Raw genomic sequence first — 22,081 nt, 5'->3', positions numbered from 1 at the left:
AACGATGTGCTGAATGAAACTCATGACGCATCAGCAGTCGTGGTTGACGGTATGGATCTGCTGTTTCCAGCGGAGCCCAAGAATGTGAGAGACCAGTCCAATGATCTGCGCCGCTGGATCGAATACGGACGAAATCACTTCGTCACGATGGATATTGGAACTGACCGACAGGCGAACCCATTCCCATTTAGGACTTCGAGCCATCCGCGAGCCGATCGATGGGCGCATGTGAGTACGTTGCTGACAGAACATCTTCGTAGCGCAAACACTGGCATGATTGGTGGAGAGGCTCCTTACGAGGAGCCTATCGCATGGCGAGGGTTCGATACCTCGCTCGGCCTGGAAGCTGAACTCTCGAATCCGCAACGAACCATTCACCTGCCGCGTACATGGCGCCCGGCATCGCTCCAGCAGTGAACCCGCATGCGTCGATGACAGCTAAGCCCTTGCAGATACCGGTGACCTTCACCTTGGCATACATGTCCTTGCGCGCTCTTGCGGCGTGTTCGGATGCTGCCCTGCAAGCGTGTAATACCACTGAATGAAGAGAACGTCCCGGAATCAGATTGCTATGACCACCCTTGCCAACGGAGCAGTGGAGATTCCAGTGGAATGTACCCTGCGCCCGGAATGATGCAGATACGGGACTCATGACGACCTCGTAGGTCGACGGATCGCGATGAGTGTGCTCCGCGCGCCGACGCAAGCCATTTGGTCCTTGGGGCGATTCAGGATCCAGGTTGGGGCTGATCGCCGGAGGGTAGGAAACGCGAGAGGAGCCGCAGATGGCGTTCCATGGCCCGGCCGAAATGCGCCTGCGGATTCGACGGCTCGATCCCTTCGTGTTCCTCGCGCTGCGCGATCTCGGCTTTGGCGCGCTGGAACGCGGTGCGCAGATCGTGCGTCGATGAAAGCGCGTCTCGATAGAAGGCCTCGCCGAAGTAGGTGAGGTCGCGATCGTCGGCGCAACCGAACGACGTGCGATCCGCGGCCGAGGCGGTGATGACGATGGTGTTGTCATTGCGCAGCGGTTCGATGAACTGACCCGAATAGCAGGCCGACACGATCACGACCCGCCAGCGGATGCCGGCCTCGTCCAGCGCGTCCGCCACTTCCTGGGGCGACAGATCGGCGAGCGGCACGTCGAGATTGCTGACCGCGAGCGCGCCGTCTTCGGCACCGTGCGAGGAAAGCGCCAGGAACAGGACATCCCGATCGACATTCATGCGCCTTGCGACGTCGTTCAATGCGCGTCGCAACGCCGGTGCGCTGGCGAGAGGATGCGAAGTGAGATCGCGGCGATCGTTGACGAGCAGCAGCGAGCGCTGTGCAGTGTCGTACCCGGCTGCAATCGTCCGCGCCGCCAGCGCGATTTCACTCGCGAACACCCGCTGTTCACCCATGCCCGCGAAGCCGACGAAGAAGGACGCTGCATCCAGGGTCGCGGGCCGGTCCATCGCCGCCACGGTCGAATCGATCTGTTCGGCCTGTACGAACTGCAACGACTCCATCAGCCGTCGCTGCGTCATGAAGTCGCCGGACTCGCCCGAGTCGAACGCTTCGTCTTCCGCCGGGTACCAGAACTGCGGCGTCACGTACTGGCTTTGTGCAAACCATGCAGCGAACGACAGTGCCGCGAGTCCCGCGACGAGCGCGCGCGGTTGCGGATGCCCCGTGAGCGAACGCAGTGCCGCGTGCGCAAAACCGGTGGCGTAGAGCGCCACCAGCACCAGGGCGCCGAGCGCTGCGCTCTCGGGCAGGTAGCGCAGGATCGCCAGCGTGAGCGCTGTGGCGACGGGCGCAAAGGCGAGTGCCAGCGCGAAGGTGCTGCGCAGGGAAACGACGGGTTGTGACAGGCGCCCCCAGATCGCGGCCACGAGAACGATCACGCTCGCGAACCAGCCGACGCCCAGCAGTCCGTACACATAGAACGTCGAATCCGGCGGCGCGGCGAGGTAGTCGACCGCCAGCCACAACGACAGAAGAATCAGTCCCATCGCCAGCAATGTCCGATCGCCCGGTGCGAGGGCGGGGCGGGCGGTCGTCCGGAGCGTCAGGGAGCGTGCAATGGTTTGCCAGAAAGACGTGACCGGCAGTGTCGTTTGCGCCGCATCGACCGTGGGCGAATCCGCAGGCAATGTCATGCGGGTCTCCAACCAGGCGAGTCGGCGATTGTCAGCGAGGGAATGAGTTTCAGGGAGTTCATCGGTCGGCAGATTCTGCGCCTGGAGAATGGATGCGGTTGTCTGAATATCAGGAAACGGGCAGTGGGGCGATGGTGGGGCTGGCTGCTGCGCGGCTGCGGATCGAACCACTCATCCATTCGACTACGATCACACGAACCAGTAGGCGCGTGGCCTAAACGATCACGGCGGCAATCGCTGCACGAATTCTGCGCGCATCACACTTCGCGACAGCGGGCACCCCGGTCGCGAAATAGTGTGCATCAATTGGCGAATGACACTGCGGCTCCGGTCGCAGAGTCTCGCTCGCCATCGGGCCGACGGCCCTCGAACAAGTAGGTTTTTTTCTCCATGAGAAGTGTATCGACGCGACTCGGTGCGGTTGTGGCCGTGCTTGCGATGACGGCGCTGGCCGCCTGCACCGGCGCACCCGACTCCTTCACGGTCAAGCTCACGGTGACTGGCCTGACAGCGACCGGCCTGCAGATCACCGAGACGGCGACAGGATCGCAGCTCGACATCGCGGCGAACGATACGAGCGCCGACGTCAAGGTGCGGGACAGCGACGGCAGCGCGTGCTGCGGCCGCTACGTCTGGGCACTGGAAATCACGCGCCAGCCAGCCGGTCAGACCTGCTCGCTGTCCGGGGACTTCAGCGGCGATGATTTCGTCGACAAGGATCATCCCGCCGTGGAGCGCAGCGCCACCGTCACGTGTACGACCACCGTGTCGGCACATTCGATCGGCGGCACCGTCAACGGGCTGGTCGGCCAGGGCCTGATTCTCGTGCAGGGTGCCGAGCAACTCGCGATCCAGCCCGGCGGCGGTGCCGCGCTGTTCACGTTTCCGACGCCGGTGGCGCAAGGTGCTGCCTACGCAGTAAGCGTCGCGCAGCAGCCTCAGTACCAGATCTGTTCGGTCGCTGCCGGCAGCGGCACGATGGCAACCGCCGATATCGCCAACGTGGTGGTCAATTGCGCAACCGAAACCGGCCATCTGTCCGTCAGCATCACCGGCCTCGGCGGCAACGCCGGACTCCAGCTCAGTAACGGTGATGCCCGCTACGATGTCCCTGCTGGCGTCGGCAGCTACACGCTGACCGATGCAGTGCCCGTGGGTTCGCAGTACAGCGTGACGGTAAGCAGCATGCCCGCAGGCCTTTCCTGCACCTTCGCCGATGCGACAGGAGTGTTCCCGGCGACGTCGGCAAATGACGTGTTGAACATCGGCACGATCGCCTGCGCGGCGAAGCCGTTCAATCTCGGCGGCACCATCACGGGTCTCGGCAACGCCACGGGCCTGGTGCTCGGCAGCGGCAGCCAGCAGCTCAGCATTGCGGCGAACGCTGCGACGTTCACGTTCGCCCAGGGCGTGACGTTCGGTTCGCCCTGGAGCGTGAGCGTGGACACACAGCCCGCGGGCCGCACCTGCGCGGTCAGCAACGGCAGCGGTACGGTACCGGCGCACGACATTGCGAATGTTGCAGTCACCTGCAGCGTGAACACTTACACGGTCGGCGGCAGCATCAGCGGCATGGGCAGCGCCACGGGTCTGCAGATCGCGGACAATGGCCAGGTCGTTCTCAGCGTACCCGCGGGCGCCAGCAGCTTCGAGCTGCCGGATGCGCTGCCCTACGGTACTGCGTATGCGTTGTCCGTCGCGACACAGCCCACCGGCCTGCCTGCGGGTTACACCTGCGCATTCTCGGGAAGTGCGAGCGGCACGGTGGGTGCCACGAACGTGACCCACCTGCAGCTGGTCTGCGGGCCCGTCACTTACAGCGTCGGTGGATCAATCAACGGCCTCACCGCCAGTGGCTTGCAGCTCATCGAAGCCATGAGCTCGCAGACGCTCTCGCCAGCCGCCAATGCTGCCGTGTTCAGTTTCCCGGCTGCGGTCAATCCGGGGGATGCTTACGACGTCTATGTGACCCAGCAGCCCGGTGGCCAGTACTGCAAGGCGTCCAACACGAGCGGCACGGCGACACAGGACGTCACCAGTATCGTCGTCGATTGCTGGACCGGCTACACGGTCGGCGGCACGGTCACCGGCCTGCCGACTCAGGCGCAGGGCGGCATGGCGCCGCTCCTGCTGGCCATCACCACCAACGGTGCGTCGTCGCCGCAGTTCTGGAAGCCGGTCTGGGTTGCCGGAAATTTCGCGATCGACGACGGCAACAGCAATGCGCCCTTTGCTGCGGGAACGTCATACACGGTGAGCATCGACTCCACCAATGGCTATTCCTGCGTGATCGACAGCGGCGCCTCGGGCATCGTCGGCACGAGCAACGTGACCGACATCCAGGTCTCGTGCCACTAAGCGGGATGCATTGGGGCAATGAGATGATGTGGCGAGAAATGGTCGCCCGCTAGCGAACCTGTGCGACGAAGGAATCGATCATCCGCGCCAGCGTCACCATCGGTACGCCGCCGCCTTTCACCAGCGCGTCATTGAACTGACGCAGATCGAACCTGCTGCCGAGCGCCTGCTGCGCCTGCCTGCGCAGGCGGTTGATCTCGCTGTGTCCGACCTTGTAGCCGCAGGCCTGCCCGGGCCAGGCGCAGTAGCGGTCCACTTCGCTGGTGACTTCCTCGACGCTCGAACCATTGGTGCTCGCGAACCACTGGATCGCCTGCTCGCGCGTCCAGCGCTTCGCATGCAGGCCGGTGTCGATGACGAGCCGGCAGGCGCGGAAGGCGATGGATTGCAGATAGCCGAGCCGGCCATACGGATCGTCGTCGTACACGCCGAGTTCGTTGGCGAGCTGTTCGGCATACAGTGCCCAGCCTTCCGAGTACGCATTGAAGGCGAGCAGCGAGCGGAACAGCGGCAGCCTGAACGTGTACTCGCCCTGCCACACGTGCCCGGGAATGGATTCGTGATAAGTGAGCGTCGGCAGGTTGTAGGTGGTCCACACATTCATTTCATGCAGATTGATCCAGAACTTGCCGGGCACCTTGCCGTCGATGGTGCCGGCGCCGCCATAGGCGCCGGGCGCGCCGGGCTCGACTTCCGGCGGCATGCGCTTGATCTCGAGATGGCCGGGCACGAGGGTTGCGAAGGCGCGCGGCAATCGTGCGCGCATGTCGCTCACGCGCTGCTCGAGGAATTGCATGAGACGGGCACGACCGGCATCGCTGTCTTCGAAGCGGAAACGCGCATCCCTGCCGAGCGCCGTCATGCGTTCGCCCACCGTTCCCTGCGTGAGGCCTTCGCGCTTCAGGATCGCATCCATTTCCGACTGCAGGGCACTTAGTTCTTCCTGTCCGCGTGCGTGGATCTGGTCGGGCGTCATGCGCGTCGTCGTGGCGGCCGCGAGCGTCCATGCGTAGTACGCCTCGCCCTGCGGCAACTTCCACACGCCGGCATCCGGCCTCGCCTTGCGGCGATGGGTTTCGAGTTCGGCGATCTGGCGATCGAGTGCGGGCGCGATGCTCGCCGTTGCGATCTTCTCGGCTTTGGTCGCGTAGTCGCCGGACAGCGATTTCGTGCGCTTCGCCAGCGAACTGACGAGTGCCCAGTCGGTCACCCTGCCGCCGCGCGCGATCTTGAGCTGCCGCAACGTCTTGTCGAGCACGAAGTCCGGCGCGATCACGCCCTGCGCGGCGGCGCTGTGCAAGCGTCCGGTTTCGCCCTTCAGCTGCGCTGCATAGCTTTCGAGTCTGGCGAGATACGCGTCCGCATCCTCGCGCGTGACGATCGTGTGCTGCTCGTCCAGCATGCCGGGGATTTCGAGGAATGCGCCGGTGTTCTGGGCGACGACATACGGTGCGTTGCGCCACGACCAGCTTGTGTTGAGCAGCGCCGTATCGCCATAGGGAAACGCGAAGCCTTCCGCAGCGAACTCGTGCGCGGTACGCATGACATCGACGTCGATCTGCGTCGCCGCCGTCAGCGACCCGGTGTCGATGGCTTCGAGACGCTGCAGTCGCGCAGCAACGCGTCGTGCAATCGACTGCTGGCCCGCCGCCGAGCGGTCCGACAGTTTCGCTTTCAATGCGGCACGTCGTCCGTTGTCGATTCCCAGCGCGGTGGCGCTTTCGGGATAGTCGGCGAGCAGTTCTTCGGCGAAGGCCGCCAGCAGTTTCTGCACGTCGGCGTCGGCATCCGCGCCGACAGCCACGGTCGGCAGGTTCGCAGCGGCGATGGCGGCTCCGGTACCCACGATGAAATCGCGGCGGTTCGTGGTCATCGAATGATCTCCGGAGAGTGACCCACCTGGGCCGGGATGATAACGCGGGTCCTCGTGCACAAACCTGTCGACGCGTCGTCCTCAGCCAGTATCATGCCCGGCACCTGCCATCCAACAACGGGCCGTGCGTGGAAAATCTGATCCAGGTCATTCTGCTGGGAATCATCGAGGGCATTACCGAGTTTCTTCCCATCTCCAGTACCGGGCATCTGCTGATCGCCGAGCACTGGCTCGGCCGCCGTTCCGATCTGTTCAATGTCGCCATCCAGGCGGGTGCGATCCTTGCCGTCGTGGTCATCTACTGGCGACGCCTGTGGGACATGACCCTCAATCTTTCGGACCCGGCGAATCGCGACTATCTCTACAAGCTGTCGACCGCCTTCGGTATCACCGTCGTCGGTGGCTTCATTGCCAAGAAGCTCGGACTGGAACTGCCTGAAACCATCGCACCCGTGGCGATTGCGCTCATCGTCGGTGGCCTGGTCATCTTTGCGGTCGAGGCGTATGCGGCGAAACAGCCTGTCCGCGAGACGCTGACGTGGAGTGTGGCCTTCTGGGTGGGCATCGGCCAGATCGTCGCGGCCGTGTTTCCCGGGACCTCGCGTTCCGCAGCGACGATTTTTGCGGCGATGCTGGCCGGCATGACCTCGCGGCCCGCAGCCGCGGAGTTCGCGTTCCTGGTCGGCATTCCCACCATGTTTGCCGCGACGGCATATGAACTGCTCGATCTCCATCAGTCGGGCGCGATGCACGATGAGAACTGGGGCGATCTCGCCGTCGGGTTCGTCGTGTCGGCCATCGTCGCCTTCATCGCAGTGAAATGGCTGCTGCAATACATCCAGACGCATCGCTTCACGCCGTTTGCCTGGTATCGCATCGTCTTCGGTGCCTTGCTGCTGGCATTCGTCTGAGTCGGGGCCCGTCCAACTCGAACAGGATCACGCCATGCCATCCAGCCGTCTGACGACGTTCATCATCATCGGGCTCATCCTTGGCCTGGCGAGCGGCTACGTCTCCTACACCTGGTTTCCGGAATCGTCGGCGGAATTCGCCGAGATGGCCGGCCTGCTGCCGACGATGTTCCTGCGACTGATCAAGATGATCATCGCGCCGCTGGTGTTTTCGACGCTGGTGGTCGGCATCGCCAAGATGGGCGACATCGCGACGGTGGGGCGCATCGGCGGCAAGGCGCTCGGCTGGTTCATCTTCGCCTCGCTGATTTCGCTGACGCTCGGTCTGATCCTGGTCGAGACGCTGGAACCCGGCAAGGCCATGCAGCTGCCGATTCCGGAATCGCACGCGACCTCGGGCATCGAAGCCGGCGCGCTGTCGCTGCAGACCTTCATCGCTCACACCATCCCCACCAGCATCCTCGATGCCATGGCGCGCAACGAGATCCTGCAGATCGTGGTGTTCTCTCTGTTCTTCGGCACCGCGATGGCCGCGCTCGGCGAACGCAGCAAGCCGGTGATCGAAGTCGTCGACGTGCTCGCGCACACCATGCTCAAGGTGACGGGCTACGTGATGCTGTTCGCGCCGCTCGCGGTGTTCGGCGCACTGGCGACCACGGTGGCAAAGCAGGGACTCGACATCCTCAAGGTGTACGGCATTTTCATGGGCGAGTTCTACATGGGCCTGCTGCTGCTGTGGGTGATCCTGACGCTGCTCGGTGGCGTCGTGATCGGTCCGCGCGTCGTGCGTCTGATCAAGCGCGTGCGTAGCCCGGTGATTCTCGCGTTCTCGACCGCCAGCTCCGAAGCGGCCTATCCGCGCACGCTCGAGGAACTCGAGAAGTTCGGCTGCAGCAACCGCATCGCCAGCTTCGTCCTGCCGGTCGGCTATTCCTTCAATCTCGACGGCTCGATGATGTATTGCACGTTCGCCGTCATGTTCATCGCGCAGGTGTATGGCATCGAGATTCCCATCAGCCAGCAGATCGCGATGGTCGCGGTGCTGATGCTCACTTCGAAGGGCATTGCCGGCGTGCCGCGCGCCTCGCTGGTCGTCATTGCCGCGACGCTGGCGCAGTTCGGTATCCCCGAAGCCGGCTTGGTGCTGCTGCTCGGCATCGACCACTTCCTCGACATGGGCCGCTCGGCCACCAATGTCATCGGCAACAGCATCGCGACCGCGGTGGTGTCGAAATGGGAAGGGGAGCTGGGACCGGAAGTGATCGAGACAGAGGCGCCCGTCGTGAGGCAGGCGGGCTGAGGCTTGCGACGGCATTGAGTGATACTTTAGTATCACTCAATGCGGACCGAACTCGTCACCACCCTCAAACGTCAGGCCACGGAGCTGCTCGCGGAACTCGAGCGCGACCGGCAGCCGATCCTGATCACGCAGCATGGATTGCCGAGCGCCTACCTCGTCGATGTGGAAACCTTCGAGGCGTTGCAGCAGCGCATGGCGGTGCTCGAGGGCATCGCGAGGGGCGAGATGGCCGTGGCGGAGAACAGGGTCGTTCCACACGCCGAAGCAAGGAAGCGCATGAGCCGATGGCTGAAATAATCTGGACCGAACCGGCCCTTTCCGACCTCGACGCCATCGCCGATTACATCGCTCTGGACAACCCGGCCGCTGCCGCGGCCGTAGTGAAGCGGGTTTTCGAGCACGTCGGGCAATTGAGTTCTCATCCCGAGAGCGGTAGTCGACCTCCCGAGCTGAAGCGATCTCGCTATCGACAGATCGTCGAGCCTCCGTGCCGCGTGTTCTATCGCACGGACGGCGAACGCGTGTATGTCCTCTACGTGATGCGTGCCGAGAGGTTGTTTCGACTTTCCCACCTGACGACGCGGGGCGACGTCGATCCGCCGCGCGACTAGTCGTCTCTCCCCGCGGACGAACGTAGTCCGTCTCTTGCGATCGTCCGTCCTTATGCATTTTTTACGCGGCAGCCGCCTTCTCCCCGCCGCGCCTTGATGCGCTCCGCTCCTACGATGCCGATATCGAAGGAGAACGAGCCATGCAGGACCTGATCTTCATCGGACTCATCGTCGCTCTGTACGCGGTCACGCACACGCTGGTCGTGGCGTTGTCGCGCCTCGGGAGAATCGAATGACGTTCGTCCAGTTTGCCCTGTGGGTCGTTGGTGCCGTGGCGGCCTACCTCATCTACGCCCTGCTCAGGGCCGAGAAATTCTGACGCGGAGAATGCAATGACGATGGCAGCGATCCTGCCCGGGCTGGCGGTGCTGGCCCTGGCCGTCCTCTGCGGCCGGCCTCTGGGGCACTACATTGCAGATGTACTCGAAGGCAAGGCTGCATCGCGCAGCCGCTTTCGCCTGCGGCTGGAGCGCGTGGTGTATCGCGTCGCGGGCATCGACCCGGAGCGCGAGAGCGGCTGGAAGCAGTACGCGATCGGCGTATTACTGTTCAGCGTCGTCGGTGCGCTGTTCGTCTATGTGCTGCAGCGCCTGCAGGTCTGGTTGCCGCTCAATCCTCAATCGTTCGCCAATGTGACGGCCGATTCGTCGTTCAACACGGCGATCAGCTTCGTCACCAATACCAACTGGCAGGGTTACGCCGGCGAGTCGACGATGAGCTACCTGACGCAGATGCTCGGGCTTGCCGTCCAGAACTTCGTTTCGGCAGCGACCGGCATTTCGGTGGCGGTCGCACTGATTCGCGGATTCGCCCGGCACACGTCGAAGACGATCGGAAATTTCTGGGTCGACCTGACCCGCACCACGCTCTATGTCCTGCTGCCGCTCGCCGGTGTGATGGCGCTGCTGCTGGTGTCGCAGGGCGTCATCCAGAACTTCGATGCGTACCGGGAAGTCACCGCCATCGCGCCGCAGGCAGACGGCAGTCATGTCCAGACGCTGGCCATGGGGCCGGTGGCCTCGCAGGAGGCCATCAAGGAGCTGGGCACGAATGGCGGCGGCTTCTTCAACGCCAACTCCGCGCATCCATACGAGAATCCGAACACGCTGACGAATTTCATCGAGATGTTCGCGATTCTGCTGATCCCGATCGCGCTGACGTTCACGTTCGGCCGCATGGTGGGGGATGCGCGGCAGGGATGGGCGGTGCTCGCGGGCATGGCCGTGCTGTTCGTTTCGCTGTGGCTGGTCGCTGCGCATTTCGAGCAGCAGGGCAATCCCGTCATGGCGCAGCTCGGCGCCGATACGTCACGCACCGACGCCCAGCCGGGCGGCAACATGGAAGGCAAGGAAGCGCGCTTCGGTATCGGCGCCTCCGCGCTGTTCGCAGCCATCACCACGGCGACGTCGACGGGTGCTGTCAATTCGATGCATGACTCGATGACGCCGCTCGGCGGTTTCGTGCCGATGTTCCTGATGCAGCTCGGCGAAGTGGCTTTCGGCGGCGTCGGTTCGGGTCTCTACGGCATGCTCATCTATGCGCTGCTCGGCGTGTTCATCGCCGGGCTGATGATCGGCCGCACGCCGGAATACCTGGGCAAGAAGATCGAAGCGTTCGACATGAAGATGACGTCGATCGCGATCCTGGCGACGCCGGCTGTCGTGCTGATCGGCACGGCGGTGGCGGTGTCGGCAGCGTCGGGCAAGGTCGGTGTCGCCAACCCCGGCGCACACGGCTTTTCGGAGCTTCTCTATGCCTTCAGTTCTGCCGGAAACAACAACGGCAGCGCCTTCGCGGGCCTCTCGGCCAATACGCCGTTCTACAACACGGCGCTCGGCATCGCGATGTGGCTCGGCCGCTTCTGGGTGCTCGTGCCGGTGCTCGCTATCGCCGGTTCGCTGGCGGCGAAGAAGCGCACGCCGGTCACTGCCGGAACCCTGCCGACGCACGGTCCGCTGTTCGTCGTACTGCTGATCGGCTCGGTGCTGCTGATCGGTGCGCTGACCTATGTGCCGGCGCTGGCGCTCGGGCCGATCGTCGAGCAGGTCATGATGGTCGGAGAATTGCCCTGATAGTTGGAGAATTGCGATGAGCCGTCCCGTTATCTCCCTGTTCGATCGCCAGCTCGTCGGCCCGGCGCTGTTCGATTCCCTGCGCAAGCTCGACCCGCGGGCGCAGGGGCGCAATCCGGTGATGTTCGTCGTGTACGTCGGCGCCATTCTCACGACGCTGCTATGGATTCAGTCGCTCGATGGCAGCGGCGATGCGCCGTCGGGTTTCATCCTCGGTGTGTCGGTGTGGTTGTGGATCACCGTGCTGTTCGCGAATTTTGCCGAGGCGCTCGCAGAGGGACGCAGCAAGGCGCAGGCCGCATCGCTGAAGGGCCTGAAGCAGACGGTGCAGGCGAAGTTCCTGACGCATCCGAAGCATCGCCACGTCCACAAGAAGGTGCCGGCCTCGGAGTTGCGCATCGACGACGTGGTCGTGGTCGAAGCCGGTGATCTCATTCCCGCCGACGGCGTCGTCATCGATGGCGCCGCCTCCGTGGATGAAAGTGCCATCACGGGCGAGTCGGCGCCGGTGATCCGCGAATCGGGCGGCGATTTCTCGTCGGTCACCGGCGGCACGAAAGTGCTGTCGGACTGGATCGTCGTGAAGATCACCGTCAATCCGGGCCAGGCTTTCATCGACCGGATGATCGCGATGGTCGAGGGCGCGCGGCGCCAGAAGACGCCCAACGAAATCGCGCTGACGATCCTGCTGGTCGCGCTGACGCTGGTGTTCCTGCTGGCGACGGTCACGCTGTTCCCGTTCTCGGTCTACGGCGTCGAAGTCACGAAGATCGGCCAGCCGGTCACCATCACAGCGCTGATCGCGCTGCTGGTCTGCCTGATCCCGACGACCATCGGCGGATTGCTCTCGGCCATCGGCATCGCGGGCATGAGCCGCATGATGCAGGCGAATGTGATTGCCACCTCCGGTCGCGCGGTGGAAGCGGCGGGCGATGTCGATGTGCTGCTGCTCGACAAGACCGGCACGATCACGCTGGGCAACCGCCAGGCGGCGGCGTTCCTGCCGGCCCATGGCGTGACCGAGCAGCAGCTTGCGGATGCCGCGCAGCTTGCGTCGCTGGCCGACGAGACGCCGGAAGGCCGGAGCATCGTCGTGCTGGCGAAGCGTTTCAACATTCGCGAGCGATCCTCGCAGGACGTGACATTCATTCCGTTCTCCGCGCATACCCGCATGAGCGGCGTCGATACCGGTGGCCGGCAGATCCGCAAGGGCGCACCGGATGCCATCCGCAAGCATGTGGAAGCGCTCGGGCAGCGGCTCCCGCCGGAGGTCACGGAACTGATCGAAACGATCGCACGCCGCGGCAGTACGCCGCTGGTGGTCGCCGACGACGTCACCGTGCTGGGCGTCATCGAACTCAAGGACATCGTCAAGGGCGGCATCAAGGAAAGATTCGCCGAGCTGCGTCGCATGGGCATCAAGACCGTGATGATCACCGGCGACAACGCGCTGACGGCTGCCGCCATCGCGGCGGAAGCCGGGGTCGATGACTTCCTCGCCGAGGCGACGCCGGAGATGAAACTCAAGCTCATTCGCGAGCATCAGTCGCAGGGCCGGCTGGTGGCCATGACCGGCGACGGTACCAACGACGCGCCGGCGCTCGCGCAGGCCGACGTGGCCGTGGCCATGAACTCCGGTACGCAGGCGGCCAAGGAGGCCGGCAACATGGTCGACCTGGATTCCAATCCCACCAAGCTCATCGAAGTCGTCGAGACCGGCAAGCAGATGCTGATGACGCGCGGTTCGCTGACGACATTCAGCATCGCGAACGACGTGGCGAAGTATTTCGCCATCATCCCGGCGGCGTTCGCCACGACCTATCCGCAACTGAATGCGCTGAACGTGATGCAGCTTGCGAATCCGACGTCCGCAATCCTCTCGGCCGTGATCTTCAATGCACTGATCATCGTGTTCCTGGTGCCGCTCGCGCTGAAGGGCGTGAAGTACCGGGCGCTCGGCGCCGCGGCGCTGTTGCGGCGGAACCTGCTGGTCTACGGACTCGGCGGCATCCTGGTGCCGTTCGCCGGGATCAAGCTGATCGACAGTGCACTGGTGCTGTTCGGCGTGGCCTGAGACTTACGCATCTTCGAGGTGAAGAACCATGGTTTCGCAGATCCGTCCCGTCCTGGTCATCTTTTCGTTCCTGGCGATCACCACGGGCATCATCTATCCGTTCGTCGTCACGGGCATTGCACGCGCCGCCTTTGCAGACGAGGCGGGCGGCAGCCTGATCGTGAAGGACGACAAGGTCATCGGCTCGCGCCTGATCGGGCAGAATTTCACGGAGCCGCGGTATTTCTGGGGCCGCCCGTCGGCGACCGGCACCTCGCCGTATAACCCGCTGGCTTCCGGCGGCACGAACCAGGGACCGCTCAATCCCGCGCTCGCCGAAGCCATCAAGACGCGCATCGATTCGTTGCGTGCCGCCGATCCAGGCAACAACGCGCCGGTGCCGGTGGACCTGGTCACGGCCTCTGCCAGCGGACTCGATCCACACATCAGTGTCGCGGCGGCCGACTACCAGGTGGCGCGCGTCGCACGCGCACGCGGGCTGCCGGTCGATCGCGTTGGCGAACTGGTCGCGCAGCATCGCGACGATCGCTGGCTGGGACTGTTCGGCGAGCCGACCGTCAACGTACTGGAGTTGAACCTCGCGCTCGAGCACGTCGCCGTGCAGGTCGGCGAGTGAGCGCATAATCCGGCACATGTCCGCTTCCGAATCCGTGCGTCCTTCGCCCGAGGCGTTGCTGGCCGAAGCGCAGCGCCACGAACGCGGCCGGCTCAAGATCTTTCTCGGCGCGGCGCCCGGCGTCGGCAAGACGTACGAGATGCTAAGTGTCGCCCGCCGCAAGCAGGCGGAGGGCATCGATGTCGTCGTCGGCATCGTCGAGACGCATGGACGCCAGGAAACGGAGGCCTTGCTGGCAGGTCTGCCGCAGATGGCGCGGCGGCACGTGCCGTACCGCGATCGCGCACTCGAAGAACTCGATCTGGATGCGTTGCTCGTGCGCCGGCCGCAGCTTGCACTGGTGGACGAACTCGCGCACACGAACGTGCCGGGTTCGCGTCACGCGAAACGCTACCAGGACGTGCAGGAGCTGCTCGATGCCGGCATCGATGTCTACACGACCCTCAACGTCCAGCACCTCGAAAGCTTCAACGACATCGTAGAACGCATCACCGGCGTGGAAATCCGCGAGACGGTTCCGGATGCCGTCCTCGAACAGGCGCGCGATGTCGAACTGATCGATCTGCCGCCCGACGATCTGATCGAGCGGCTGCGGCAGGGCAAGGGGTATGTTCCGGGGGCGGCCCCGCGCGCGCTCGATAATTATTTCTCGCGCGGCAATCTGCTCGCGCTGCGCGAACTGGCGCTACGTGCCGCGGCCGAACGAGTCGACGACGACATGTCGACATTCATGCGTGCTCACGCCATCGCCGGGCCGTGGCCGGCGCGCGGCCGGCTGGTCGTCTGCATAGACGCGACACCGGCGAGCGACCACGTCATCCGCACCGCCAAGCGTCTCGCCGATCAGCGTCACGTACCCTGGACTGCGGTGTACGTGCAGACGCTCGGCACCGGTCTCATCACGTCGCATCGCGAGCAGCTCGATGCAAACCTGGCGCTGGCTTCGCAGCTCGGCGCCGACACGGCCATCCTGACCGCCGATCGCGTTGGCGAGGCCATCGTCGACTATTCACGCACGCACAATGCGGCGCAGATCGTGGTCGGCCGCGTGCGCGACCTGCGGCATCGGCTGTGGCCGCGGAGGCGTCTCGCGCAGTGGCTGCTGGAACACGGTACGGAGTTCGAGATCACGGTGGTCGGCGACGCAACTGCCGAGGCCGCCTCGTCGCGGCAGCGCCGTCCACGTGCGTGGGGTCCATTGCTCACCACCCGCGAAGCGGTGCTGGCCATGGCGTTCGCCGCGGGCGCGACGGGCATCAGCTATCCGCTGGAACCGTTCATCGGCAGCAGCAATCTGGCGCTGATCTTCCTGCTGGCTGTGACCTTCGCCGGCGCGATGGGCGGCCTGGCTGCCTCGCTGCTCACCAGCGTGGCGGGATTCATGGCGTACAACTACCTGTTCACGGAGCCGCGTTACTCGCTGACCGTGGATCAGCCGAGCGATGTTGCGACGTTGCTGGTATTCCTGGCGGTGTCATTCGTGGTCGGCCAACTCGCGGCCCGGATGCGGCGACAGGCAAGCGATGCCTGGCGCAGCACGCGACGGGTGGAGACGCTGTTCGATTTTTCCCGCCGCCTTGCGACCGCCGTCGACGAGCGTGATCTCCTGGGCGCCGCAGCGGGCGGCATGAGCGAACTGCTGGGACAACGCTGCGTCATTCTGGCGTCGACGACGGAGCGACGCGCCACACCGCCAGACGAGTGGGTGCGTGCGCGCGAGTTCAACGATACCGACCAGGCGGCCGCCGACTGGGCCCTGAGTCATCGCGAAGTCGCTGGCCATGGCACCGGCACGTTGCCGGCGGCAAGCTGGCATTTCCTGCCGGTCGTGCAGTCCAACCAGGCGCTGGGTGTCATCGGCATCCATTTCCCCGGCAGTGTCGATGCCGTCAGCGCAGAACAGAGCCGGCTGCTGTTCACGCTGCAGGCGCAGCTGAGTTCGGCGTGGGAACGATTGCGGCTGCGTCAGCTTGCGCAGGATGCGCGATTGCGTCAGACCGCGGAATCGCTGCGCTCCGCACTGCTGGCCTCGGTATCGCATGACCTGCGCACGCCGCTGGTCGCCATCACTGGCGGCCTGACGGCGCTGCGCGATCTGTCGCACAACATTCCGGAAACCGACAAGGCGCGTCTGCTGGCCGGCGCCATCGCCGAAGCCGAGCGTCTCAACCGGCTCATCCAGAACCTGCTCGACATGACACGCCTGTCGTACGGCGCGCTGACGTTGCGCCTGGCGCCGCTCGAGGTGCGCGATGTCGTGAGTGAAGCAATTTCCCGACTCGGCAGTCTGCTCGACGCATACGAGGTGGCCGTGAACCTGCCGGCGGAGCTTCCAGCCGTGCAGGCGGATGCGACGCTGCTCGGACAGGTGCTGGTCAACCTGCTTGAGAACGCCGTGAAGTTCGCGCCGCCCGGCAGCACGCTCGCGATCGAGGCGCAGTCCGTGAAGGAAGGCGTGCAGATTGCGGTCATCGACCAGGGACCGGGGATTTCCGCCGCGGAACGCGACAAGGTCTTCGACCTGTTTCATCGTGCACAGCAACGCGACAGCGTTGCTGCGGGCGCCGGCCTCGGCTTGTCGATCTGCAAGGGCTTCGTCGAAGCGATGGGCGGCACGATCGTGGCGCACGAAGGTGCGCAGGGCAGGGGCACGCGCATCGAGTTCATCCTGCCCGCCGGTCGGTGAGCGCGGTGCGTATGCGCGCTGATGTGTCATTCTCGCTGTCATGAATCCCCGCCCGCGCATTCTCATCGTCGATGACGAGGAGCAGATCCGTCTGTTTCTGCGCATCACGCTGAATGCCGCCGGCTACGAACCGGTCGAGGCTGCAACGGGTCGCGCCGCCATCGAAGTTGCCACGGGCAGAAAACCGGACCTGATGCTGCTGGACCTGGGCCTGCCGGATGTCTCTGGGCTGGATGTCATTCGCGCCGTGCGTGTGTGGACGCAACTGCCCATCATCGTGCTGTCGGTCCGGTCCGAAGAGTCGGACAAAGTCGCTGCGCTCGATGCGGGTGCCAACGACTACGTTCTGAAACCCTTCAGCACGGCCGAATTGCTGGCGCGCATCCGTGCCTCGCTGCGCGCCTATTCGGGCGAGACGACCGCTGCGGTCATCGAGGTCGGCGCGCTGCGCATCGACGTGCCGGCGCATGAGGTCCGGCTGCACGGGAATCTCATCAAACTGTCACCGAAGGAATTCGATCTGCTGCTGGTGCTGGCTCGCGCGGCCGGGCGCGTGTGCACCCATCGACAGTTGCTGGAACAGGTGTGGGGTCCGACGCACCGCGACGACGTGCAGTATCTGCGGGTCTACGTCGCGCAACTGCGCGAGAAGCTCGGCGAGGCGAGCGGGGTGCCGAAGTACCTCATGAACGAACCGGGAATCGGTTACCGGCTGGTCATGGACACCCCCTGACGATTCCTTGCCAAAGTTGGGCCCTCGCCAAAGTTGGGCAAGCGAACCTGCAAAAATGCGTGACTGCCCGGTCGGACAGCTCCGTATACTGCCGTCCTCGGTCAGAACCCCATGAACCGCCGCCTCCTCAAACTGCTGTCGCTCTGGATCGTGCCGCTGCTGATTGCGCGCGCCATGATCCCGGCCGGCTACATGCTGTCGACGGCGGACGGCTTGCAGCTCATGTTCTGTCCGTCGGTCGTGCAGGCGCCGGCGATGGCGGGGCCCTCGCACGCCGGGCACATGGACCATTCGGCCCATGCGGGCCACGACATGTCGCAGCACGCCGGGCATCACGGCAGCGCGCCTGCCGGCGATACGTCGCATGAGAACTCGGCCTGTCCGTTCTCGCTCGTCGCGACTGCAGCACTGCTCGACATTCCTTACGTCGCACCGACGTCGATCCGTCCGGTCGATGAAAGTATCGAGTTCACTTCGGTGCCGGCTGCCGGTACCGCACTTCAGCATCTCGACCGCATTCGCGGTCCACCCCGGTTCTCCTGAAAGCTCGTTGAACGATCCGTCGCCGTTCGCGGTGGCGGTCCTCACGCTTTTCGCGTCGGCGCGTGCCGGCGCTGGAGAAACAAATGCATACCCGGATTCGCGTGCCGGCAACGACTGCTTGTGTCGTTGCCTGCGCGTTGCTGCAGCCAGTCGCCGCCGAGGAGACCGGACCCAGCAGAACCCTCGGCACCGTGACCGTCCTGGGCACGCGCCCGACCTCATTGCCGACCCAGATTCCCACCACCATCGAAGGCATCACGGGCGACGACATCGCCGACGCCATCAACGCCACCGATGCCGAGGACGCGCTGAAGTACTTTCCGAGCCTGCTGGTACGCAAGCGCTACATCGGCGACTACGACCACGCCGTGCTGGCGAGTCGCGCTTCGGGCACCGGCAACAGCGCGCGTTCGCTCGTGTATGCCGACGGCATCCTGCTGTCGAACCTGCTGGGCAACGGCGCGACCTACACGCCGCGCTGGGGGATGGTCACGCCCGCGGAGATCGAACGAGTCGACGTGCTGTATGGGCCGTTTTCCGCCGCCTATCCGGGCAATTCCGTCGGCGCCGTCGTCGATTACGTCACGCGCATGCCGGATCGCTTCGAAGCCCACGTGCGCGCCACCACGTTCGGCCAGAAGTTCGATGTGTACAGCACCGATGCGACCTACGACGGCTACCAGGCCAGTGCGTCGATCGGCGACCGCTTCGGTAAATGGTCGGGGTGGCTGAGCTACAACCGACTCGACAGCGAGAGCCAGCCGTTGGTGTATGCGAACAAGCTCGTCAGCAGCGGCATGCCCGGCAATGCAGGCATACCGGTAACGGGCGCCATCGCGGGAAAGAATCCGCGCAACCAGGACTGGCTGCTGCTCGGCACGACCAACCAGGCGCACACCGTGCAGGATCAGGCCAAGCTGAAGCTCGCCTATGACTTCACCGACGATCTGCGTGCGAGCTACACGCTGGGCTGGTGGCGCAACGAAGCCGAACGCGCTTCGGAAACCTGGCTGCACGATGCCGATGGCAATCCCGTGTACAGCGGCACGGTCAATGTCGATGGACGGTCATACACCGTGGCGGCGACGGACTTCGCCCCCAGCCGCGGCGATCTGCAGCATTTCATCCACGGGCTGTCGCTCAAGCAGGGCAGCGGCGGCGCGTTCGACTGGGAAATCGCCGCGAGTCTCTACGACTACGATCGCGACGAGGTGCGTTCACCGACCGTCGCCCTGCCGGCCGCGGAGAACGGCGGCGCCGGTCGCATCACGGACCAGTCCGGCACCGGCTGGAACACGCTGGCATTGCGCGGCACCTGGCGGCCCGAGTCGCAGGCGGAGCATGTCGTCGACTTCGGCTATCAGCGCGACGACTATCGGCTGCGCACGCTCGTCTCCAACACCTCGAACTGGCTCGACGGATCGCCCGAATCGCGCTTCTCGGCATTTCGCGGCGACACGCTGCTGCAGAGTCTGTATCTGCAGGACACGTGGCAGTTCGCGCAGGACTGGCGCGCGACGCTCGGTCTGCGCGGCGAAAACTGGCAGGCCTCGAACGGTGCGCTGTCGAATGCGACGACCACACTCACCTTCGCGGAGCGCGACGAAACCCACTGGTCGCCCAAGGCCGCCGTCGCCTGGCAATTCGCGCCGCAGTGGTCGGTGAAGGCGTCGCTGGGCCGCGCCGTGCGCATGCCGACGGTGGCCGAGCTGTACCAGGGATTGATCTCCACCAGCGTGATCGTCAACAACGATCCGAACCTGCGGCCCGAGAAGTCGTGGACATCGGAGGTGACCTTGCAACGCGATCTGCAGCGCGGCGGCCTGCGGGCCACCGTGTTTCACGAGGACACGCGCGATGCGTTGTATTCGCAGACCAACGTGACCGTGACGCCGAACGTCACCAGCATCCAGAACGTCGACCATCTCCGCACCACGGGCCTGGAATTCTCGGGCAATCTGGCGGACGTGCTGGTGACAGGCTTCGATCTCGCGGCCAGCGTGACCTACGCGCACTCGCGCATCGTGGAGAACGACAACTTTCCGGCCAGCGAGGGCAAGTGGCAGCCGCGGGTTCCCGACTGGCGCGCCAATCTGCTCGCGACGTATCGCATCGGCGAACGCTGGACGACGACACTGGGCGCGCGCTACAGCGGCAGGCAGTACAACACGCTGGACAATGCGGATCCGAACGGCTTCGCCTACACCGGCGTCAGCGAGTTCTTCACGATCGATGCGCGGGTGCGCTGCGCAGTCAGCGAGCAGATCACCGTCTCGTTGAGCGCGGACAATCTGAACGGCGACGATTACTGGAATTTCCACCACTACCCGCAGCGCACGTTCGCGGCGGAGGTCAGCGTGGATTTCTGAGAAGAGCCGGAAGGTTCACACGGAGATCACGGAGGACACGGAGGTCGGAAGAAGAAAATTTTCCACGGGGGACACGGGGAGCACGGGGTCTCGGAACAGAAATTTTCTTTCCCCGTGTTCCCCGTGTCCCCCTTCTTCCCCCGTGGAAATTCTTCTCTCTTGATCTCCTTCTCCGTGAACTCCGTGATCTCCGTGTGAAATCCGAATTCCCGGATCTCATCCCGCCGTCAGCATGCGGTCGAGCAACCCGGGCTGCATCTTGCGCAGGAAGCGCTCGGCGTTCTGTGGCCGGTCGGCGCGTTCGAAGGACAGGCAGCGTTCCAGCAGTTTTTTCGCGCGGCTGTTGAGGCCGGCGATCGGCGCGAACGTCAGGTTCTTCTGGCGCGCCACGATCATGCTGTGACGCTGGTAGGGATGCGTGCCGGTGAGCATTTCGTAGGCGATCACGCCCAGCGGATACAGGTCGTCGGCGGGATGCGGACGCGAAAGCTGTGCCCAGGGATCGGCGGCATAGGCCTCGGTGTAGGCGCGCAGCGTCTGCGTGTCGAGCACATCGAGGGATTCGTTGCTGTTCGGCAGTGCATTGATCAGGCCGAAGCACATCACCTTGGCCGTGCCGTCGTCGCACAGGAAGATCGCGTGCGGGCTCAGGTCCGCATGCACGACGCCGTGACGGTGTGCGTGCGCCAGGCCGCTAGCAATGCCGGAGATGATCGGCCAGGCGGCGGCGTACGGCATGCCCTGTCCGCGGACTTCGCGGATCAGTCCGCTCAGCCAGCGTCCGCGCAACGGCTCCATGACGATGAAGACGCTGTCGCCGTGACGGCCGATGTCGTGGATCGCCGCGATGTTCGGATGCGAAAGATGCTGCGTGCGCCGCACGGCGGTTTCGAGGGTGGTCAGCGCGTCGGGCTGGTGGCGCAGATTGACCGCGACGATCTTGACCGTTACGCGGCGTTCCGCACCGGCGGAGGCGAGGTCGACGGCTTCGAATACCTGTCCGATGCCGCCGGCGCCGAGATGACTGGCCAGGCGATAGCGGCCTTTCAGCACCGAGCCGGGACCGATCGATTCCGGCGCGTCGGCCTGCGGTTCGGTGAAGGCGCGCGAGTCGTACCACTCGATCGGGCCGGTGAGCGGCGGTTCGGAACGGGCGGCAGCGGCGGGAATGTCGCTGCCCGCGACGGCCTGCAACAACGCAGCGACGCGGCGCTCGGTGTCCTTGATGCGCGCGGCAGGGGCGGCGCTCACCGCCGCATCGAGCATGCCGGAGTCGATCCACACCGTGCGATCGCTCGGATAGCCCTCGAGTGCATCGAGCAGCGCGCGTCCTGCGGCATGCGCGATGCGCTTCTGTTTCAGCGCCGCCTCGATGGAGAGATTCCAGAATCGCGTGCCGGCCGGATCGGCCTGGCTGGATTGCAGCAACGCCTTGCAGGCCGCTTCCAGGGTCAGCGAACCGTTACACAGATCGTCGATGATCCGGTCGATATGCCGCGCCATAGTCGTTTTCCTTGTGAGGCCGGGTCGCGAAACCCGGGGATCCAGCGATGCGTGGCTGAAGAATATTCACGGATATCGACGCCGGGATGTGACCGCCGGCTCATTTCGTTCGCCGCTGCGACGCGTTGCATGCAATTTCTTACATGCCGGTGCCACGGTGTGGTTCGCGGCTGGTGTTATGTCGCGGAGAGGAGTTTCACACGGAGATCACGGAGCACACGGAGGTCGGAAGGGAGAAGAGGATTTCCACGGGGAAGAATGGGAACACGGGGAGCACGGGGAAAGAAA

Annotated in this window: 17 protein-coding genes; 14 read left to right on the top strand and 3 right to left on the bottom strand. The window is 64.6% G+C overall.

The annotated features are described in order from the left end of the window. A partial coding sequence (locus V7D81_RS10220) for a hypothetical protein (RefSeq protein WP_324316287.1) occupies positions 1 to 417 on the top strand: 417 nt, incomplete at its 5' end. A 311-nt stretch (positions 418 to 728) separates the two neighbouring features. Here the strand turns inward: V7D81_RS10220 and V7D81_RS10215 are convergent. After that, entirely contained in the window at positions 729 to 2,144 is a 1,416-nt protein-coding gene (locus V7D81_RS10215) for a C13 family peptidase (RefSeq protein WP_324316286.1), read from the bottom strand. Positions 2,145 to 2,534: 390 nt separating this feature from the next. Here V7D81_RS10215 and V7D81_RS10210 point away from each other — a divergent pair, with 390 nt between their 5' ends. Beyond that, entirely contained in the window at positions 2,535 to 4,502 is a 1,968-nt protein-coding gene (locus tag V7D81_RS10210) for a hypothetical protein (RefSeq protein ID WP_324316285.1), read from the top strand. A 49-nt stretch (positions 4,503 to 4,551) separates the two neighbouring features. Here V7D81_RS10210 and V7D81_RS10205 read toward each other — a convergent pair whose 3' ends face one another. Further along, on the bottom strand, positions 4,552 to 6,375 hold the full coding sequence (locus V7D81_RS10205; RefSeq protein WP_324316283.1) for a DUF885 domain-containing protein: 1,824 nt from the start codon (positions 6,373 to 6,375) through the stop codon (positions 4,552 to 4,554). A gap of 128 nt (positions 6,376 to 6,503) precedes the next feature. On the opposite strand from V7D81_RS10205, the gene V7D81_RS10200 reads away from it, so the two are divergent. The 12 genes from V7D81_RS10200 to V7D81_RS10150 all read left to right on the top strand — a co-directional run bounded on the left by V7D81_RS10200 (position 6,504) and on the right by V7D81_RS10150 (position 20,290). After that, the gene (locus V7D81_RS10200; RefSeq protein WP_324316281.1) at positions 6,504 to 7,286 is read left to right on the top strand and encodes an undecaprenyl-diphosphate phosphatase; all 783 of its coding nucleotides are present in this window, start codon (positions 6,504 to 6,506) and stop codon (positions 7,284 to 7,286) included. Between the two features lie 34 nt (positions 7,287 to 7,320). Then, positions 7,321 to 8,586 carry a dicarboxylate/amino acid:cation symporter gene (locus tag V7D81_RS10195; RefSeq protein WP_324316279.1) on the top strand — a complete coding sequence of 422 codons (1,266 nt, stop codon included), beginning with the start codon at positions 7,321 to 7,323 and terminating at the stop codon, positions 8,584 to 8,586. Positions 8,587 to 8,625: 39 nt separating this feature from the next. Beyond that, complete coding sequence (locus V7D81_RS10190; RefSeq protein ID WP_324316278.1) at positions 8,626 to 8,883, top strand: type II toxin-antitoxin system Phd/YefM family antitoxin; 258 nt, start codon at positions 8,626 to 8,628, stop codon at positions 8,881 to 8,883. Next, positions 8,871 to 9,197, top strand: coding sequence for a type II toxin-antitoxin system RelE/ParE family toxin (locus V7D81_RS10185; protein ID WP_324316277.1), 327 nt, complete (start codon positions 8,871 to 8,873; stop codon positions 9,195 to 9,197). The genes V7D81_RS10190 and V7D81_RS10185 overlap by 13 nt, the downstream gene beginning before the upstream one ends. Positions 9,198 to 9,429: 232 nt before the next feature. Further along, entirely contained in the window at positions 9,430 to 9,516 is an 87-nt protein-coding gene (locus V7D81_RS23240; RefSeq protein ID WP_442958344.1) for a potassium-transporting ATPase subunit F, read from the top strand. A gap of 19 nt (positions 9,517 to 9,535) precedes the next feature. Further along, complete coding sequence (kdpA, locus tag V7D81_RS10180; protein WP_349257644.1) at positions 9,536 to 11,269, top strand: potassium-transporting ATPase subunit KdpA; 1,734 nt, start codon at positions 9,536 to 9,538, stop codon at positions 11,267 to 11,269. A gap of 16 nt (positions 11,270 to 11,285) precedes the next feature. Beyond that, positions 11,286 to 13,343 carry a potassium-transporting ATPase subunit KdpB gene (kdpB, locus tag V7D81_RS10175; RefSeq protein ID WP_324316274.1) on the top strand — a complete coding sequence of 686 codons (2,058 nt, stop codon included), beginning with the start codon at positions 11,286 to 11,288 and terminating at the stop codon, positions 13,341 to 13,343. A gap of 28 nt (positions 13,344 to 13,371) precedes the next feature. Further along, the gene (gene kdpC / locus V7D81_RS10170; protein ID WP_324316272.1) at positions 13,372 to 13,959 is read left to right on the top strand and encodes a potassium-transporting ATPase subunit KdpC; all 588 of its coding nucleotides are present in this window, start codon (positions 13,372 to 13,374) and stop codon (positions 13,957 to 13,959) included. Between the two features lie 16 nt (positions 13,960 to 13,975). Further along, entirely contained in the window at positions 13,976 to 16,645 is a 2,670-nt protein-coding gene (locus V7D81_RS10165) for a sensor histidine kinase KdpD (protein WP_324316270.1), read from the top strand. Positions 16,646 to 16,685: 40 nt separating this feature from the next. Beyond that, on the top strand, positions 16,686 to 17,378 hold the full coding sequence (locus V7D81_RS10160) for a response regulator transcription factor (RefSeq protein ID WP_324316269.1): 693 nt from the start codon (positions 16,686 to 16,688) through the stop codon (positions 17,376 to 17,378). A 111-nt stretch (positions 17,379 to 17,489) separates the two neighbouring features. After that, entirely contained in the window at positions 17,490 to 17,921 is a 432-nt protein-coding gene (locus tag V7D81_RS10155) for a hypothetical protein (RefSeq protein ID WP_324316267.1), read from the top strand. Between the two features lie 83 nt (positions 17,922 to 18,004). Beyond that, the gene (locus V7D81_RS10150) at positions 18,005 to 20,290 is read left to right on the top strand and encodes a TonB-dependent receptor (protein ID WP_324316265.1); all 2,286 of its coding nucleotides are present in this window, start codon (positions 18,005 to 18,007) and stop codon (positions 20,288 to 20,290) included. Positions 20,291 to 20,506: 216 nt separating this feature from the next. On the opposite strand, the gene V7D81_RS10145 is transcribed toward V7D81_RS10150, so the two are convergent. Then, positions 20,507 to 21,793, bottom strand: a complete 1,287-nt coding sequence (locus V7D81_RS10145; RefSeq protein ID WP_324316263.1) for a serine/threonine-protein kinase — start codon at positions 21,791 to 21,793, stop codon at positions 20,507 to 20,509. Positions 21,794 to 22,081 lie beyond the last annotated feature (288 nt).

It is taken from the genome of Povalibacter sp. (genome assembly GCF_036735925.1).
Taxonomy (GTDB): domain Bacteria; phylum Pseudomonadota; class Gammaproteobacteria; order Steroidobacterales; family Steroidobacteraceae; genus Steroidobacter.
Note: the sequence above shows the minus strand (reverse complement) of the source record. Positions and strands in the feature narration are given on the sequence as shown.